The sequence below is a fragment of the Bradyrhizobium sp. S3.7.6 genome (assembly GCF_054061875.1).
Window position 1 is genome coordinate 7497630 of the sequence record NZ_JBSSEQ010000001.1, and the last position, 16370, is coordinate 7513999.

Annotated in this window: 14 protein-coding genes; 6 read left to right on the top strand and 8 right to left on the bottom strand. The window is 64.0% G+C overall.

Annotated features, from left to right (window positions below):
* Positions 1-10 precede the first annotated feature (10 nt).
* The 6 genes from ACVJ5M_RS36315 to ACVJ5M_RS36340 form a co-directional block, all read right to left on the bottom strand.
* Positions 11-1228 (bottom strand): NAD(P)/FAD-dependent oxidoreductase, encoded by a 1218-nt coding sequence (locus ACVJ5M_RS36315; protein WP_071915934.1) that lies wholly within the window; start codon positions 1226-1228, stop codon positions 11-13.
* A 10-nt stretch (positions 1229-1238) separates the two neighbouring features.
* Positions 1239-1667 carry a globin family protein gene (locus tag ACVJ5M_RS36320; RefSeq protein ID WP_354099393.1) on the bottom strand — a complete coding sequence of 143 codons (429 nt, stop codon included), beginning with the start codon at positions 1665-1667 and terminating at the stop codon, positions 1239-1241.
* Positions 1668-1788: 121 nt separating this feature from the next.
* Positions 1789-3180 carry an MFS transporter gene (locus tag ACVJ5M_RS36325; protein WP_063984793.1) on the bottom strand — a complete coding sequence of 464 codons (1392 nt, stop codon included), beginning with the start codon at positions 3178-3180 and terminating at the stop codon, positions 1789-1791.
* A 336-nt stretch (positions 3181-3516) separates the two neighbouring features.
* Positions 3517-4311: an ABC transporter ATP-binding protein gene (locus tag ACVJ5M_RS36330; RefSeq protein WP_063984794.1), complete on the bottom strand. Its 795-nt coding sequence runs from the start codon at positions 4309-4311 to the stop codon at positions 3517-3519.
* 13 nt (positions 4312-4324) lie between these two features.
* Entirely contained in the window at positions 4325-5221 is an 897-nt protein-coding gene (gene ntrB, locus ACVJ5M_RS36335; protein ID WP_063984795.1) for a nitrate ABC transporter permease, read from the bottom strand.
* 61 nt (positions 5222-5282) lie between these two features.
* Complete coding sequence (locus ACVJ5M_RS36340) at positions 5283-6596, bottom strand: CmpA/NrtA family ABC transporter substrate-binding protein (protein WP_063984796.1); 1314 nt, start codon at positions 6594-6596, stop codon at positions 5283-5285.
* Between the two features lie 672 nt (positions 6597-7268).
* Here ACVJ5M_RS36340 and ACVJ5M_RS36345 point away from each other — a divergent pair.
* The 3 genes from ACVJ5M_RS36345 (at position 7269) to ACVJ5M_RS36355 (ending at position 10431) form a co-directional block, all read left to right on the top strand.
* Positions 7269-8108: a formate/nitrite transporter family protein gene (locus ACVJ5M_RS36345; protein WP_028146778.1), complete on the top strand. Its 840-nt coding sequence runs from the start codon at positions 7269-7271 to the stop codon at positions 8106-8108.
* 55 nt (positions 8109-8163) lie between these two features.
* The gene (locus ACVJ5M_RS36350; protein WP_063984798.1) at positions 8164-9900 is read left to right on the top strand and encodes a bifunctional protein-serine/threonine kinase/phosphatase; all 1737 of its coding nucleotides are present in this window, start codon (positions 8164-8166) and stop codon (positions 9898-9900) included.
* 234 nt (positions 9901-10134) lie between these two features.
* Positions 10135-10431, top strand: coding sequence for a hypothetical protein (locus ACVJ5M_RS36355; protein ID WP_231144400.1), 297 nt, complete (start codon positions 10135-10137; stop codon positions 10429-10431).
* Between the two features lie 226 nt (positions 10432-10657).
* On the opposite strand, the gene ACVJ5M_RS36360 is transcribed toward ACVJ5M_RS36355, so the two are convergent.
* Complete coding sequence (locus ACVJ5M_RS36360; RefSeq protein ID WP_063984799.1) at positions 10658-11575, bottom strand: intradiol ring-cleavage dioxygenase; 918 nt, start codon at positions 11573-11575, stop codon at positions 10658-10660.
* Positions 11576-11737: 162 nt separating this feature from the next.
* Between ACVJ5M_RS36360 and ACVJ5M_RS36365 the strand changes: the two genes are divergently transcribed.
* From ACVJ5M_RS36365 to ACVJ5M_RS36375, 3 genes are all read left to right on the top strand, one after another.
* Positions 11738-13012, top strand: a complete 1275-nt coding sequence (locus tag ACVJ5M_RS36365; RefSeq protein WP_354099394.1) for a serine hydrolase domain-containing protein — start codon at positions 11738-11740, stop codon at positions 13010-13012.
* Between the two features lie 394 nt (positions 13013-13406).
* Entirely contained in the window at positions 13407-14864 is a 1458-nt protein-coding gene (locus ACVJ5M_RS36370) for a sensor histidine kinase (protein ID WP_063984801.1), read from the top strand.
* A gap of 22 nt (positions 14865-14886) precedes the next feature.
* Positions 14887-16020, top strand: coding sequence for a mandelate racemase/muconate lactonizing enzyme family protein (locus ACVJ5M_RS36375; RefSeq protein WP_063984802.1), 1134 nt, complete (start codon positions 14887-14889; stop codon positions 16018-16020).
* Between the two features lie 18 nt (positions 16021-16038).
* Here ACVJ5M_RS36375 and ACVJ5M_RS36380 read toward each other — a convergent pair whose 3' ends face one another.
* The gene (locus ACVJ5M_RS36380) at positions 16039-16317 is read right to left on the bottom strand and encodes a hypothetical protein (protein ID WP_187387772.1); all 279 of its coding nucleotides are present in this window, start codon (positions 16315-16317) and stop codon (positions 16039-16041) included.
* Positions 16318-16370 lie beyond the last annotated feature (53 nt).

Genomic DNA, 16370 nt, shown 5'->3' on the forward strand with positions numbered 1-16370 from the left:
AGCTGCCTTATCAAGCCGCCTTGGAAGGACGCGCCAGAGCGCGGCCGAACATCATGTCGGTGCGGATCGCCGCCACCTTGTCGCGATTGCGGATCAGCTCGAGATACCAGAGCGCATCGACGGTATCGCCGATCAGGACCGCGCCGGTGAGCCGGCCGTCGGCGATGACGAGCTTCTTGTAGGTGCCGCGCCTGCGGTCTGACAGCACCAGGCTCTCGCTGCCGTCCCCGCCCATGAAATCGCCGGCGGAGAAGACGCTGACGCCGGACACCTTCAGATTGGTCGAGACCACGCTGCCCTGATAGGCGGCGGGACGTCCGGCGAGATGTCGCGCCAGCACGCGCGCCTGCTCGTAAGCGGGCTCGACCAGGCCGTAGCAGGTGCCGCGATGCTCGGCACATTCGCCGAGCGCGTAGATGTCGGGCGAGGCCGTCTGCATCTCGTCATTGACGACGATACCGCGGTTGACCGCGATGCCCGCCTCTTTGGCAAGCGCCACATTCGGCCTGATGCCGGCGGCGAAGATCACGGCATCCGCCTCGATGCGCGTGCCGTCGGCAAGCTCGACGGCTTCGACATGTCCGTCGCCGTGAATGCGGGCGGTGGAGGCATTGAGCAGGATGCGGATACCCTTGCGCTCGACCAGCGTCTTCAGCAGGTCGGCCGCCGGCAGATCGAGCTGGCGCTCCATCAGCCGGTCCATCAGGTGCAGCAGCGTCACCGGCGCGCCGGCTTTCGCAAGGCCATAGGCCGCCTCTAACCCGAGCAGGCCACCGCCGACCACGACGACGCGCTTCTTCGCCGCAGCGAGCGTCAGCAGCAGATCGACGTCGCGCGTATCGCGAAAGGTGTGCACCCCGGTGAGATCGGCGCCCGGCACGTTGAGCCGCAGCGGCGTCGAGCCGGTGGCGAGCACGAGCTTGGAATATTCGACGCTCTCTTCACCTTCGATCTTGAGTTCGCGACGGCCGGTGTCGATCTCGGTGACGCGATAGCCGTAGCGCACGGTGACGCCGCGATGGCGCCACCAGTCCGCCGGCCTCAGCTCGATCTCGTGCGAGCCGGTCTCGCCGGCCAGCACGGAGGAGAGCAGCACGCGATTGTAAGCGAGCCGCGGCTCTTCGCCGATCACCGCGACCGCGTAGCGGCCGAGCGAGGTCTTGGCGAGCTCGTCGACCAGACGCGCGGCCGCCATACCGTTACCGACGATGACCAGCGGTTCACTCACAAGGCATCTCCTATTCGGCGGCCTGCGCCTGTGCGCCATAGGCCTCGGAAATCATGTAGCCGGACAGGACGCCATAGGCGTCGGTCCAGGCCGTGGCGAGTTCGGGTGTCCAGGCCTCGCCGAGGCCCTTCTCGAGGGTCCAGAGCAAGGTCGCGCCGACCACCGGATAGTGGTCAGCCTTGGCGCCATAGGCGACGTGACGCTTGGCGAGCGCCGAGGCCGCGGGAAGAATCGTTTCGAGCTTCGACAGTCCGCCGACGACGGCGGCGAGCATGCCCATCAGCTTCTTGCGCTGCTCGGTCATGTCCTCGGGAAACATCGCGCGCACGGACGGCGCCACCTCGAACAGGCGATCGTAGAACAGCACCGCGGCCGCCTCTGAAATCGGCGCGACCTTGGAAAAGCTCTGCTGGACGAGGGTGATCTGTTCTGAAGTCATGATGTTCTCCTGTCTGTTTCGGTCTGCCTTTGTCCGCGCCATTGCGAACAAGGTTCATGGGTCAAACGTCATCAGAGAGTCTTCTCCCCGCGTACGGGGAGAAGCGACATTCGTGCCAAACTCAGACTCGCGCTTCCGCGAGGCTTGACGCGCCCTCACCCTGCGGGCTGCGACGCAGGTAGAACCACCAGGTCAGTCCGAGGCAGGAGGCGTAGAAAGCGAGGTAGATCGCGAGCGCGAGCGAGGGACCACCGGTCATGGCGATCGACTTGCCGAAACCGGTCGGGATCAGATAACCGCCGACTGCGCCGATCGCGCCGATGAAGCCGACCGCCGCACCGCTCTCGATGCTCGCGGTCTTCAACGCCGCCGCGCGCGCCGCATCGCCCTTGCCGCGCACTCTGAACAGGTTCTGCTCGCGGAAGATCGAGGGGATCATGCGGTAGGTCGAGCCGTTGCCGATGCCCGTCGTCACGAACAGGATCAGGAACATCGCAAGGAAGCCGGTGAAGTCCTTGTGCCCGACGAAGTAGAGCACGCCGACGGTGGCGCCCGCCATCGCGATGAAATTCCAGAAGGTGAGGATGGAGCCGCCGATCTTGTCGGCGAGCAAGCCGCCGAGCGGTCGCGACAACGAACCGACCAGCGGCCCGAGGAACGCGATCGAGATCGAGATCGCCGGAAACTGCGTCTTGATCAGCAGCGGGAACGCCGCCGAGTAGCCGATGAAGGATCCGAACGTGCCGATATAGAGATACGCCATGATCCAGGTGTGCTTGCGCTTGACCACGGCAAGCTGGTTCGTGATCGACGACTTGGCCGTGGTCAGGTTGTTCATGAAGAACACCGCGCCGAACACCGCGATCGCGATCGGCAGCACCCACATCAGGCCTGCGTTCTGGAGGAAGATGCCGTCGACGGGGGACGCCTGGAACAGGTTGATGACCGCGAGCGTCATCAGGATCGGGGTCAAGAGCTGCACGCTGGAGACGCCGATATTGCCGCCCGCCGCGTTCAGCCCCAGCGCCCATCCCTTCATCCGGTCAGGGAAGAAGAAGGAGATGTTGGTCATGCTGGAGGCGAAATTGCCGCCACCGAGACCCGCGGTCGATGCGATCAGCAGCATCAGCCAGAACGGGGTGTCGGGCTGGCCGACGAAGTAGGCGAGCGACAGCGTCGGGATGAACAGGACAGCCGCGCTGAAAATTGTCCAGTTGCGGCCGCCGAAGGTCGTGACCGCGAACGTATAGGGGAAGCGCATCAATGCGCCGATCAGCCCGGGCACCGCGACGAGCTGGAACAGCTGGTCGGTGGTGTAGTGGAAGCCCGCCTGCGGCAGCTTGGTGGTGACGATGCTCCAGATCAGCCACACCGAGAAGCCGATATGCTCGGCCACGATCGACCAGATCAGGTTACGCCGGGCGATCACTTTGCCGCCCGCATTCCAGAACGCCTCGTCTTCGGGGCGCCAATCAGAAATCCACGTCGGATTTCGAGTCGGATTCGTCGTCATTGATAATCCCTTCTTGGCTCACCGCTGCGTCGTTGCAGGCTCAGCCTCCACGCGGAGGCGCGCGCCGAGGCCATGCCCCGGTGGCGAGTTCACGATGCTGATTGATGATGTTGAGGGACGTCGTCGTTGGCGTCGGAAAAGGTATTTCAATTTCCGTGCCAATTGCGCGCATACGGGAAATACAGGGAATTCAGGAGCTTGTTCGCATTGCCCGAAGTTCTTGCAGGCGTATTTCGCTCGCAAATTTAGCGGTTCGCTCAATCCTTGTGCGGCGCACAAGGATTGAGCGAGGTGTCGATTATTTAGGCGCGCTTATCATCCACGTTAAACCTTGGTTTACGCGGCCTCGACGAAGCGATGACGCTCGTAGAGGAACTCGAGCACGCGGTGGCGGCACTTCAAATAGGTGGAGTTGGTCGCGAGATCGAGCCGCTTGCGGGGACGTGCGAGCGGCACCTCCAGCACCTCGCCGATGCGCGCACTCGGCCCGTTCGTCATCATGACGATGCGATCGGATAGCAGCACCGCCTCGTCGACGTCGTGGGTGATCATCAGGATGGTGTTGCCGAGCTTCTGATGCAGCGCCATCACCGAGTCCTGCAGATGCGCGCGGGTCAGCGCGTCGAGCGCGCCGAACGGCTCGTCGAGCAGCAGCACCTTCGGTTCCATCGCCAGCGCACGGGCGATGCCGACGCGCTGCTTCATGCCGCCGGAGATTTCCGAGGGACGCTTGTCCCTGGCGTGGGCCATCTGCACCAGGTTGAGATTGTGCATGACCCAGGCGTCGCGTTCGGCGCGGGACTTGGTCTTGGCAAAGACCTTGTCGACGCCGAGCTTGACGTTCTCGTAAACGGTCAGCCACGGCAGCAGGCTGTGGTTCTGGAACACCACCGCGCGATCGGGACCCGGCGAGTTGACCTCGCGGTTCTCGAGCAGCACGCCGCCGGTTGTGGCGCCGGTCAGGCCTGCGATGATGTTGAGCAGGGTCGACTTGCCGCAGCCGGAATGGCCGATGATCGAGACGTATTGTCCCTTCTCGATCGTCAGATTGATGTCCTTGAGCACCTCCGTGCTGGCGGCGCCGCGGGTAAAGACCTTGTCGATGTGGTCGAGCTTCAGATAGGCGGTCATGTGCCCTTCTCCCTCAGTTCTGCGCCGTGCCGCGGGTGACGATCTTGCCGATGCCCGCGATCAGGCGGTCGAGCACGAAGCCGACGATGCCGACATAGAACAGCGCCAGGATGATCTCGCTGATATGCGAGGAGTTCCAGGCGTCCCAGATGAAGAAGCCGATGCCGACGCCGCCGATCAGCATTTCCGCGGCGATAATGGCGAGCCATGACAGGCCGATGCCGATGCGCAGGCCCGTGAAGATGTAGGGCGCCGCCGCTGGGATCATGATCTTGCCGAAGAACTCGAGCGGATTGAGCTGCACCACCGCGGCGACGTTGCGGTAGTCCTGCGGGATGTTGCGGATGCCGACCGCGGTGTTGATGATGATCGGCCAGATCGAGGTGATGAAGATGACGAAGATCGCCGAAGGCTGGCCGTCGCGGAACGCCGCGAGCGACAGCGGCAGCCAGGCGAGCGGCGGGATGGTGCGCAGCACCTGGAACAGCGGATCGAGCCCGCGCATCGCCCAGACCGACTGCCCGACCAGCACGCCGAGCGCGATGCCGGCGATGGCCGACAGCGAATAGCCGAGCGCGACGCGCTGGAGACTGGCGGAGAGATGCCAGAACAGGCCCTTGTCGATGCCACCATGATCGAAGAACGGATCGAGGATCAGTTCCTTGGTGTCCTTGAACACCCGCGACGGCGGCGGCAGCGCCGAGCCGGCGCGGCGGCACACCAGCTCCCACACCAGCGTCAGCAACGCGATCACGACCAGCGGCGGAATCACGCGCACGGCGGTCTCCCTGGCGATGCGGGCGTAAGTCTCGGCGCGCGGCGGACGCTTGAGCGTCATCGCGACGACCGGCGCGGCGGCACCCGCAGGCGTTGCGGTCTCAACCTCAATCTTCGTGGCAGGCATGTTCATTGAAAATCCCTCTCCGGCTTCAAAGGACGATGCGGCCGCCCAAGGGCGGCCGCTGGCTCCATCAGACTTCGACGCGCTTGATCGCGAGCGATTTCAGATAGGCCGCCGGATTTTCGGGATCGAACACCTTGCCGTCGAAGAAGGTCTCCTTGCCGCGCGAGGTGGAGGCCGGGATCTCGGAAGCCGCGACGCCGAGCGTCTTGGCCGCATCGCGCCACATGTCCTCGCGGTTGACCTTGCCGATCAGCGCCTTGCTGTCGAAGGAAGCTTCATATTTGCCCCACCGGATGTCCTCGGTCATGAACCAGAGATCATGGCTCTGGAACGGATAGGAGGCGAAGTCGCGCCAGTACTTCATGATGTGCGGTGAGTTCTCGACCACCTTGCCGGCATTGCCGTAGTCGAACTTGCCCTTGGCGCGATCGGCGATGTCCTCGACCGGGCAGTTAATCCACTGCCGTTTCGCCATGATGGTCGCGAGCTCTTCCTTGTTCTCCATCTTGTCGGCCCATTGCTGCGCCTCCATCACGGCCATCAGGATCGCCTTGGCAGCCTTCGGGTTCTTGTCGACCCAGGCCGCGCGCATGCCGAGCGACTTTTCGGGATGCTTGCTCCAGATCTCGCCGGTGTTGACGGCGGTGTAGCCGATGCCCTGATGCACGAGCTGCCCGGGCCAGGGCTCGCCGACGCAGAACGCGTCCATGGTGCCGACCTTCATGTTCGCCACCATCTGCGGCGGCGGCACGGTGATTGTCTCGACGTCCTTGTCGGGATCGATGCCGCCGGCGGCGAGCCAATAGCGGACCCAGAGGTCATGTGTGCCGCCCGGGAAGGTCATCGCGACCTTGGCCGACTTGCCATCGGCCTTCTTCTTCTCGAACGCCGCCTTCAGCACCGACGCGTCGGCACCGACCTTGAGGTCGGCATATTCCTTGGCGACCGAGATGCACTGCGCATCGAGATTGAGCCGCGCCAGGATGTACATCGGGGTCGGCTGGTTGTTCTGCGTCACCTTGCCGGCGGAAATCAGATACGGCATCGGGGTCAGGATGTGCGCGCCGTCGATGCCGTTCCCCTCCGAGCCGAGCACGAGATTGTCGCGCGTGGTGCCCCATGAGGCCTGCTTCTGCACGTCGGTGTCGGGCACGCCGTATTTGGCGAACAGGCCCTTGTCCTTGGCGACGAAGAGCGGACCGGCATCGCTCAACGCGATGAAGCCGAGCTTGGCGCCCTTGACCTCGGGGCCTGCGTCCTGCGCGAAGGCGCCGGCGGGGAAATTCAGCTTGGCGGCGGCGAGAAGAGCGGCGGTGCTGCCGGCGGCCTTCAACAATTGACGGCGGCTCAGGCCCGAGGGCTGGCGGGTGCGCTTGGTCATAGGCAGTGTCGTCCTTTGCATCGTTGCAGAATTGATGGCGTCAGTGCTCGCGAGCAGCCCGTCCGTCCGTGACGCCAGAAAAAGGCGCATGCGAACGCATGGCGGGGGAGACCCCCGTCTGGTGGCGTCGGCAAATCGGATGAGAAGTCTCGCGGGACGGCTTCAATGGCGTCGGCTTGAATGATTCAAGCTTCATGCCAAGCCCGCCACTTCGAAAACTATCGAAAAATGAATGGGTTATTGATGCCGCGCCAGACTGTCGCAGGCTTGCTGCGCACGCGGAACTTGCGGATTGCTCATTCCTTGTGCGCCGCACAAATCTTATGCAGCGGCCCAAGCAAAAGGCCGTGCGTCCGCAAAAGTCAGCTGAACGCGCGCAGCATCCGTCTGATATCACTAGCCTTTTCTAACACGCCCATACGGCACGCAACTTGCTTCTTCACCGACGTCAACGAAGACTGCGGCTCGCCGCATTGTTGCAGCCTCTGGCGGCTGCATCCCGGAAGCTCAACTGCTTCGCGGCCCTCCCCGGCTCAGTCCTCGTGACGCGATTCCCAAGGCTTCCAAACCTTCCATAGCCCTCGTGCGGCAGAGCTGTCCGCACGGCCAATGATGTTCAGCTGCGCTCTCTCGGGCGTGTCGATCTCACTTACGAAGCAAAAGGAACCATTGATGTCGTATCTCGCGCCTTCGGAATTCGTCACCAAGATGGTGGATGCGGGCGAGTCCAAGATCTTCATGTCCACCCGGGATACTGCCATCCGCGCCTTCATGGCCGGCGCCATCCTCGCACTCGGCGCATGGTTCGCCATCACCATCAACGTGAACACGGGCCAGCCGCTGATCGGCGCGATACTGTTTCCGGTCGGCTTCATCATGCTGTACCTGCTCGGCTTCGATCTGCTCACCGGCGTGTTCGTGCTCTCGCCGCTCGCCCTGATCGACAAGCGTCCCGGCGTCACTCTTGGCGGCGTGCTGCGCAACTGGGGCCTGGTCTTCGTCGGCAACTTCGCCGGCGCCTTCACCGTGGCCTTCATGATGGCCTTCGTGACGACGTTCGGCTTCACGCAAGACCCCGACAAGGTCGGAGCGGCCATTGGAAACATCGGCGAAGGCCGAACGCTCGGCTATGCCGCGCACGGCGCGGCCGGCATGGCGACGCTGTTCATGCGCGGCATGCTGTGCAACTGGATGGTCTCGACCGGCGTCGTCGGCGCCATGATCTCGACCTCGGTCCCCGGCAAGGTCATCGCGATGTGGATGCCCATCATGCTGTTCTTCTACATGGTGTTCGAGCATTCCGTCGTGAACATGTTCCTGTTCCCGTCCGGCCTGATGCTCCATGCCAAATTCTCGATCATGGATTATCTGATCTGGAACGAGATCCCGACCGTGCTCGGCAATCTCGTGGGCGGCCTCGCCTTCACCGGCATGACCCTCTACGCCACCCACGTCATGACCAAGCCGAAGCGCCAGGCCGGCAAGGCTGCGCCGACCCGCGTTGCGGCCTGATACGTCTCGACAGAGGAGCCTCGCCCGACCAGGGTGAGGCTCCCTTCGCCTGGTGATGACGATGACCCGCGGACTCCTGATCTCTGTCGGCCAGCACTCCGACAAGGGGCGCAAGCCCGTCAATCAAGATTTTCACGGCGTCCTGATTCCGGAAGAACCGCTGCTCAGCCTGAAGGGCATCGCGGCCGTTCTCGCCGACGGCATCTCGAGCAGCACGGTGAGCCAGATCGCCAGCGAGTCGGCGGTCAAGAGCTTCCTGATGGACTATTACTGCACGTCGGAATCCTGGACGGTGAAGACCTCCGCCCGCCGCGTGCTCGACGCGACCAATTCCTGGCTGCACGCGCAGACGCGCAAGAGCCAATATGCCTATGACCGCGACAAGGGTTATGTCTGCACCCTGACCGCCATGGTCATCAAGGCGACCACCGCGCACATCTTCCATGTCGGCGACTGTCGCGTCTACCGCGTCGCCGGCAAAGCGCTCGAGCAGCTGACCGACGATCATCGGATCATCGTGTCGTCGGAGCAGACCTATCTCGGCCGCGCGCTCGGCATCAATCCGCAGCTCGAGATCGACTACCAGACGGTCGAGATCGAGGCCGGCGACACCTTCATCCTGGCGACCGACGGTGCCTATGAATTCGTCGACCAGCGTTTTATCACCAGCGTACTCGGCGAGCACGCAGCCGGGCTCGATGGCGCGGCAAAGGCGATCGTCGAGGAAGCCTACCGGCGCGGCAGCGACGACAACATCACCGTCCAGATCCTGCGCATCGACGCGGTGCCGCAGCGCGAGCCGTCCGGTATCTTCAATCAGACGTCACAGCTGCCGCTTCCTCCGTTGCCGGAGCCGCGCGCGGTCTTCGACGGCTACAGGATTATCCGGGAAATCCACGGCAGCAGCCGCAGTCATATCTATCTCGCCGTCGATGTGGAGACCGAGGCGCCGGTCGCGCTCAAGCTACCGTCGATCGACTTGCGCGACAACGCCGCCTATCTCAAGCGCTTCCTGATGGAGGAGTGGATCGCGCGCCGGATCGACAGCCCGCACGTGCTGAAGCCGCTGTCACAGTCGAGACGGCGCAGCTACCTCTACGTCGCGACCGAATTCGTCGAAGGGCAGACCCTGAAACAGTGGATGACCGACAATCCGCGCCCCGACCTCGAAACCGTCCGCGGTATCATCGAGCAGATCGCCGCGGGGCTGCGCGCCTTCCACCGCATGGAAATGCTGCATCAGGACCTCAGGCCCGACAACATCCTGATCGACAAGACGGGCACCGCGAAGATCATCGACTTCGGGTCGGTCAGGGTCGCGGGCGTCGCGGAAGCCGCGCCGCGAGACGAGGCCGACGACATCCTGGGAACGGTCCAGTACACGGCGCCGGAGTACTTTCTGGGGCAAGGCGGCTCGCCGCGCTCCGACATGTTTTCGCTGGCCGTGATCTGCTACCAGATGCTGACGGGAAAGCTTCCCTATGGCACCCAGATCGCCAGGATCCGGCGCAAGGCAGACGTGCGGAGACTTCAATATCGCCCGGCCGGCGACGATCGCAACGTGCCGGCCTGGGTCGACGGCGCGCTCAGGCGCGCGCTCCATCCGGATCCCTACAAGCGGCACGAGGATCTGTCCGAATTCGTCTTCGAGCTTCGCACGCCCAATCCGGCCTATCTCGACACACGGATCACGCCGCTCTTGGAGCGTAGCCCGCTGATGTTCTGGAAGCTGACCACGGCAGCGCTTGCTTGCGCAGTCGTCGTGCTGCTGGCGCTGCTGCACGGGCGATAGGGCGCAGAAGGGCGCAGACGTCCACTTCTATCGGCCAAGTGGAACCATTATCGTTCGTCAGAGCATTGCCGCTGGTGACCCATATGCGACATCGGCCAAATAGCCCAAACATCGCGCGATTAGCCGGGTTTAAAGGTTGATTGCGGCTAGACGTTTTTGCGCTCGACTATGCCGTCGCGACGGCGTTGAATCCGCTACGCGGGCTCTTTTGTTTCAAGGAGGGAGGACCGAAAGGTGAAGACAACGATCATCGCACTTTGTGCCGCCGCTCTCATCGCCGCCGCACCAGCCGCGCTTGCGCAGGGTGTACCAGGCAAAGCAGTTGGTCTGCAGCATAAGATCTCTAAGAGACATCACCCGGGCGTCCCCGGCTACGCTCCGCTGCATGAGCTGCAAACAATGGGATCGAAGAAGGGCTATCCGGGAGCTTTCGGTTACGCGCCTAATGAACCCAGTCGTTTAGACAGAAATCTCGAAGCGTCCAGACAAGCTGGTGGTGGCGGCGGCGGTGGCGGAGGGAGTGGCATGTGAACCCACGCGCTGCACGAACAGGCGGTATCCGTCCTGCTTAATCGGGACGCTCCGGGGGCGTTAAGGCCGGCTCGCCTCGCGTCTTCTTTATGTTCGCAGTATGTTTGTTGTTGGCCCAACTCGGACATCCAGTGAGGTCCGCTGTTGCGCAGCTACCAGAAGCACAGCGGACGTCGCACGCGCCCTGACTACCGGGCGGCCGAATGTGCGCTCCAGCGCAGCGCCGTCACGCCGGCTCCTCCGCCTTCACCCCCAGCGGCTTCGGCGCCATGCCGCCACCGGGCTTGAGGTGGAATTCGTACGTCATCAAATGCCACTGCCCGTTTGCCTTGGAGCCGTCAGGCATCGCCGGGTCGTTGCGCGGCTCGACCTTGGCGACGAGGTCGTCCTTGACCCCGAACACCACGTCGGAATCGAGATATTTGTCGCCATCCATGAAGACGTGGGTGATCAGCGGCTCGTAGCCCTTGGCATTGACCAGGAAGTGCACGTGCGCGGGCCGCATCGGATGGCGCTTGGTCTGCATGATCATCTCGCCGACCGGGCCATCGGTCGGAATCGGATAGCTGCAAGGCAAAATGGTGCGGAAGAAGAAGCGGCCGTCGGCGTCGGTGATGAAGCGCGCCCGCGCCGAAGCGCCGACCTCGTCGTAGTTCGGCTTCTGTGAATCGTAGAAGCCGTCATCGTCGGCATGCCAGACGTCGACGGGAACGCCCGCAAGCGGCTTGCCCTTGAGGTCGGTGACACGGCTCTGCACGAACATCCGTTCGCCGGTCTGATTGTTCGGCGAGATGTCGGTGCCGTGCGCGGTCACCTTGTGCTCGCCGACATAGAAGGGCCCGAGCACCGTGGTCTGGGTCGCCCCCTCGCGGTCGCGGTGGTTGACCGCGTCGACCAGCATGGAGACCCCGAGCGCGTCGGAGAGCAGGATGAACTCCTGCCTTGTGTCGGTGCATTTGTGGCCGGTGCGGGTCAGGAAATCGATGGCGTATTCCCATTCCTCGAAGGTGAGACCGGTCTTGCTCACGTAATCGTGCAGCGACTTCACCAATTCCTGGAGCAGGAATTTTGCCCGAGGGTTCGGCGTATTGTCGAAGCTTTTGACGACGGCTTCGGTGAGTTCGGTCTCGTTGAACTGGGTCATGGTGCGTTTGCCCTGAGTTTTCTCGTTGGCCCGGGTGGGCTCCTTGGAGGCGTTCCACAGTGCAGCCTACACCAGCAGGCCCGGCCGCGTTAAGCGCAACCGGCTTGGAATGGGGCCGGCATTTCGCTATCAACTTTCCGACAAAACGCCCCGGAGGAACTGATGCTCGCCCCTACCCCCGCCTCGCCCGAATCCGTGGGCATGTCCAAGGCCGCGCTCGACCGCGTCGATGCGCATCTGAAGAGACGCTACATCGATGCCGGCCGCTTCCCGGGCACGCACCTGCTGGTCTATCGCCGCGGCAAGGTCGCCCACAGCTCGGTGCAGGGCTTTGCCGACGTCGAGCGCAAGGCGCCGGTCAAGGACGACACCATTTACCGCATCTATTCCATGACCAAGCCGCTCACCAGCGTCGCCTTCATGATGCTGGTCGAGCAAGGCCTCGTGGCGATCGACGAGCCCGTCGCCAAATACATTCCGGAATGGAAGGATCTCGGCGTGTTCGTCGCTGGCACCGCGCCGGCCTTCCTGACCCGGCCGCCGTCCCGGCCGATGCTGATCGTCGACCTGCTGCGGCACACCGCCGGTCTCACCTACGGCTTCCAGCAGCGCTCCAACGTCGATGCCGCCTATCGCACCGAAAAGATCGGCGAAGTCGAGAAAGCCGGCACGCTGCAGAGCATGATCGAGGCGCTGGCAAAGATTCCGCTGGAGTTCTCGCCGGGCGAATCCTGGAACTACTCGGTGGCGACCGACGTGCTTGGCTATCTCGTCGGCAAAATCTCCGGGATTCCCTTCAAGCAGTTCCTTAAAACGCGCATCCTCGATCCGCTCGGCATGACCGACACTGATTTTCACGTGCCGGCCGCCAAGGCGCATCGCTTCGCCGCCTGCTACTCCGCCGATCCGGGTGGCGGCATGACCTTCCATGCCGGCCAGCGCCGCGAGGGCCTGACGCTCCAGGACGACCCGACCAAGAGCTCGTTCCTGTCTCCGCCCTCGTTCATCTCGGGCGGCGGCGGACTATGCTCGACGGTCGCCGACTATCTCACTTTCTGCCGCGCGCTGCTCAATGGCGGCGAGCTGGGCGGCGTCCGCCTGCTCGGGCCGAAGACGCTCGCGCTGATGACGAGCAACCACATTCCGGGCGGCCGCGCGCTGCCGGAGGTATCGCGTTCGCTGTTCTCCGAAGCCACCTATAACGGCATCGGCTTCGGTCTCGGCTTCGCCGTGACCATGCGGCCGGCGGAGACGCTGATCGCCGGCAGCCCGGGCGAATATAATTGGGGCGGCGCGGCCACGACCTCGTTCTGGATCGACCCGGCCGAAGAGCTGATCACCATCTTCATGACGCAGGTGCTGCCGTCGAGCGCCTATCCGCTCCGGCGCGAACTGCGCAGCATGGTCTATGCCGCGATCACCGAGAGCAATCTCTGAGCTGCGTCTCAACAAGAACGGGCCCTCGCGATCGATCGCGAGGGCCCGTCGTTGCCTAGTGCATATGGCCGATCAGATAAATTCCGCCGCCGAGCACCAGAACGGCGGGCACGGCCCACAAAATCAGAACTGCGTCATGCTCCTCAGTTGGACGTGCAGACCTTGACGGTCTTCATGCCGCTTTCAGCCTCGGTGCGCGACTTGACGCCCACGACCGCGCTGCAAAATCCCGCTCTGACGCGCTCGCCGGACGCGAAAATCGTGGCGCGGTGCAAGTCTCACCCGTATGGTCTCCCCAAAATCATAATCCGGCGCCGCTGCGCTGGAACCGGGACGCCCGCGTTTGTCAAAGCTCACTCTGCCGGTCCGGCTCGCTCTTCTGGTCACGGGAACGATGTTGCCGCTGATCGTCTTTGCGGTGGGTATTGCCTATTCCAACTACCGCCAGGACCGCAGCGACGCGACACGACGCGTGCTGGAGACGGTGCGAAGCATGCGCCTCGTGCTCGATTCCGAAGTGCAGCGGATGACCGGCGGCTTGCAGGTGCTGGCGCTCAGCAACGCCCTGCAAAGCGGCGACTTCGACGACTTCCGCCGGCTGGCAACCGGGTTCATCAGCCAATATGGCGAGGACAGCGTCCTGCTGGTGGCGGACGGGAGCGGGCACCAGCTGTTCTCGACCGTCACGAGTGAAACGACAAACCTGCCACCCCGCAATAATCGCGAGATCGTCGAGCGGGTATTTGCGAGCAAGTCACCGCAATATTCCGACCTGTTCACCGGCTCGACCAAGAACCGACCGATCGTGACCGTCGAGGTTCCCGTGCTGCGCAACGATGAGGTCGTCTACGCGCTCTCCTTCAGCCCGCCGATCGCGACATTCCAGAAACTGGTCGAGCAGCAGCGGCCGAACGATCAGTGGACGGTGTCGCTGCTGGACACCAAGGGTCGGGTGTTCGCGCGCGCGCCCAATCCGGCCGAGACGTTCGGCAAGCAGGCCTCCGGCGCACTGAACGATGCGATGGCCCGGACCCCGGAGGCGACCCTCTCCACCGTTTCGCTCGACGGCGTCGCGCTGTCCTCCGCCTATACGAGATCGCGGCTGACCGGCTGGACGGTCGTGGCCGGTGTCGCCGAGAGATCGCTGATCGCCCCGCTCTGGCGCGACATCGCGATCACCAGCCTGATCGGCGGCATCCTGCTGCTGACCGGCCTGACCTTCGCGGTACGGATGGCGACCACGATCGCGCGCGGCGAGATGCTGCACAATCTGCTGATCGAGGAGCTCAACCATCGCGTCAAGAACACGCTGGCCTTGATGCAGGCGATCGCAGTGCAGACCTTCCGAAGTTCAAGCCGGGACGAGCGGACGAAGTTCGAGGGACGACTCGGTGCGCTCGCCGAGGCGCACAATCTCCTGAGCCAGGAGAAATGGGCGGGATCGGAGCTGAGGGATGTGATCGCGCGCGTGCTCCAGCCGTTCCTGCTGAGCAATCCCGGTCGCATCCGCATGGCCGGCCCCGCCGTGCCGCTGTCGCCGCGGCTCGCCGTGGTGCTGTCGATGATCGTGCACGAGATCGCCACCAACGCCGCGAAATACGGCGCGCTGTCGAACGAGACCGGCCGGGTTACGCTGGACTGGGAGGTCATCGCCGACACGCCGAAGCCCCGGCTGCGGCTGATCTGGAGTGAGATCGGCGGACCGCCGGTGACGGAGCCGGTGCAGCGCGGTTTCGGCTCGCGCCTGATCGAGCGCAGCGCGCGCGACCAGCTCGGCGGCGAGGCGACCGTCGACTTCCTGCCGCGCGGCGTCGTCTGCACGGTGACGTGCGTGCTGGACGAGGCGCGGTGAACGGATTGAAGGAACATCGGCGATGAAGATCACCAAGGTGCGCACGCACATCCTCGAAGCAAAGCTCTCGCAGCCCTTCGCCTATTCGCGCGCCTGGTACGACACGCGCACCGCGATGCTGGTCGAGATCGAGACGGATGACGGCCTGACCGGCTGGGGCGAATGCTACGGGCCGGCGCGGATGACGGCGGCGGTGGTGCAGAGCATCGCGCCCTGGCTGATCGGCGAGGATCCGCTGCGCACCGACGTGCTGTGGCAGATGGTCTACGCACGCTTGCGCGATCACGGCCAGAAGGGCGTCGTGATCCAGGGCCTGAGCGGCATCGACATCGCGTTGTGGGACATCAAGGGCAAGCATTTCGGCGTGCCAGCGCATCAGCTTCTCGGCGGCGCCGCGCGCAAGGAGATAGCGGCCTATGCGACCGGGCTCTACCGGCGCAAATCAGGCGATCCGCTCAAATACCTGCCGGAGGAAGCGGCCGGCTACGCCGCGGAAGGTTTCCGCGCCGTGAAGCTGAAGGTCGGCTTCGGCATCGCCGAGGATGCCGCGGTCACCCGCGCGGTGCGCGAGGCGATCGGCCCGGATGTCGCGCTGATGGTCGATGCGAACCACGCCTATGACGCAGTGGCGGCGATCCGGCTCGGCCGCATGATCGAGCGCTACGACATCGGCTGGTTCGAGGAGCCGGTGCCGCCGGAGGATGTCGCGGGATATCGCGCGGTGCGATCCGCGCTGACGATTCCCATCGCCGGCGGCGAATGCGAATTCACCCGTTTCGGTTTTCGCGACCTGTTCGCATCGCATGCGCTGGACATCGCCCAGCCCGACACCTGCGCCGCGGGTGGCCTCTCCGAATGCAAGAAGATCGCCGACATGAGCGAGGCGTTCGGCATCCGCTACAATCCGCATGTCTGGGGCACCGGGATCGCGATCGCGGCCTCGCTCCAGCTCCTCGCCGTGCTGCCGTCACACACGCCGATCTCGCTTGCGCCGATCGAACCGATGCTCGAGTTCGACCGCACCGAGCATCCGATCCGGCAGGCGATTTTGAAGGAGCCGATCGAGCACGAGAAGGGTTTCGTGCGGGTGCCTGACAGACCGGGGCTAGGTATCGAGATCGACCGCGAGGCGCTCGCGCGCTTCGCGGTTCAATAGAAAAAACGGTCGACACCGTTAATTCGGCGGCACGTCGATCGGAACGAGAAACGCGAAGCCATATTTGGCGTCCTCGCCGCGCGCCTCATCGATGCCGCGTCCAAGTTCCACCGCGGCAATCTCGGCGGGAAGCGCGAGCCTGACCTGTCGGACATGATCCGGGCACAGGAGAGGACGCCCACCTGAACGCATGCTCTCCAGTTCCTCGACGAACCAGGCTTCCTGCACGCGCGCCTTGGCGGATCGCAGTGAGCTGGCCGAGAATGCAAGAACCGGTCTCTGGTTGATCTCCAGCACGAAGCAGCGCTGTCGCGCCGCCTGTGCGGCGCGATTGCTCTTGCGTGCCGTCG

Excerpts from the sequence above, each read along its gene's own strand:
- ntrB (WP_063984795.1), bottom strand. The coding sequence starts at position 5,221 with ATGAACATGCCTGCCACGAAGATTGAGGTTGAGACCGCAACGCCTGCG.
- ACVJ5M_RS36375 (WP_063984802.1), top strand. The coding sequence starts at position 14,887 with ATGAAGATCACCAAGGTGCGCACGCACATCCTCGAAGCAAAGCTCTCG.
- ACVJ5M_RS36350 (WP_063984798.1), top strand. The coding sequence starts at position 8,164 with ATGACGATGACCCGCGGACTCCTGATCTCTGTCGGCCAGCACTCCGAC.
- ACVJ5M_RS36365 (WP_354099394.1), top strand. The coding sequence starts at position 11,738 with ATGCTCGCCCCTACCCCCGCCTCGCCCGAATCCGTGGGCATGTCCAAG.
- ACVJ5M_RS36340 (WP_063984796.1), bottom strand. The coding sequence starts at position 6,596 with ATGACCAAGCGCACCCGCCAGCCCTCGGGCCTGAGCCGCCGTCAATTG.
- ACVJ5M_RS36330 (WP_063984794.1), bottom strand. The coding sequence starts at position 4,311 with ATGACCGCCTATCTGAAGCTCGACCACATCGACAAGGTCTTTACCCGC.
- ACVJ5M_RS36370 (WP_063984801.1), top strand. The coding sequence starts at position 13,407 with ATGTTGCCGCTGATCGTCTTTGCGGTGGGTATTGCCTATTCCAACTAC.
- ACVJ5M_RS36345 (WP_028146778.1), top strand. The coding sequence starts at position 7,269 with ATGTCGTATCTCGCGCCTTCGGAATTCGTCACCAAGATGGTGGATGCG.
- ACVJ5M_RS36320 (WP_354099393.1), bottom strand. The coding sequence starts at position 1,667 with ATGACTTCAGAACAGATCACCCTCGTCCAGCAGAGCTTTTCCAAGGTC.
- ACVJ5M_RS36360 (WP_063984799.1), bottom strand. The coding sequence starts at position 11,575 with ATGACCCAGTTCAACGAGACCGAACTCACCGAAGCCGTCGTCAAAAGC.
- ACVJ5M_RS36325 (WP_063984793.1), bottom strand. The coding sequence starts at position 3,180 with ATGACGACGAATCCGACTCGAAATCCGACGTGGATTTCTGATTGGCGC.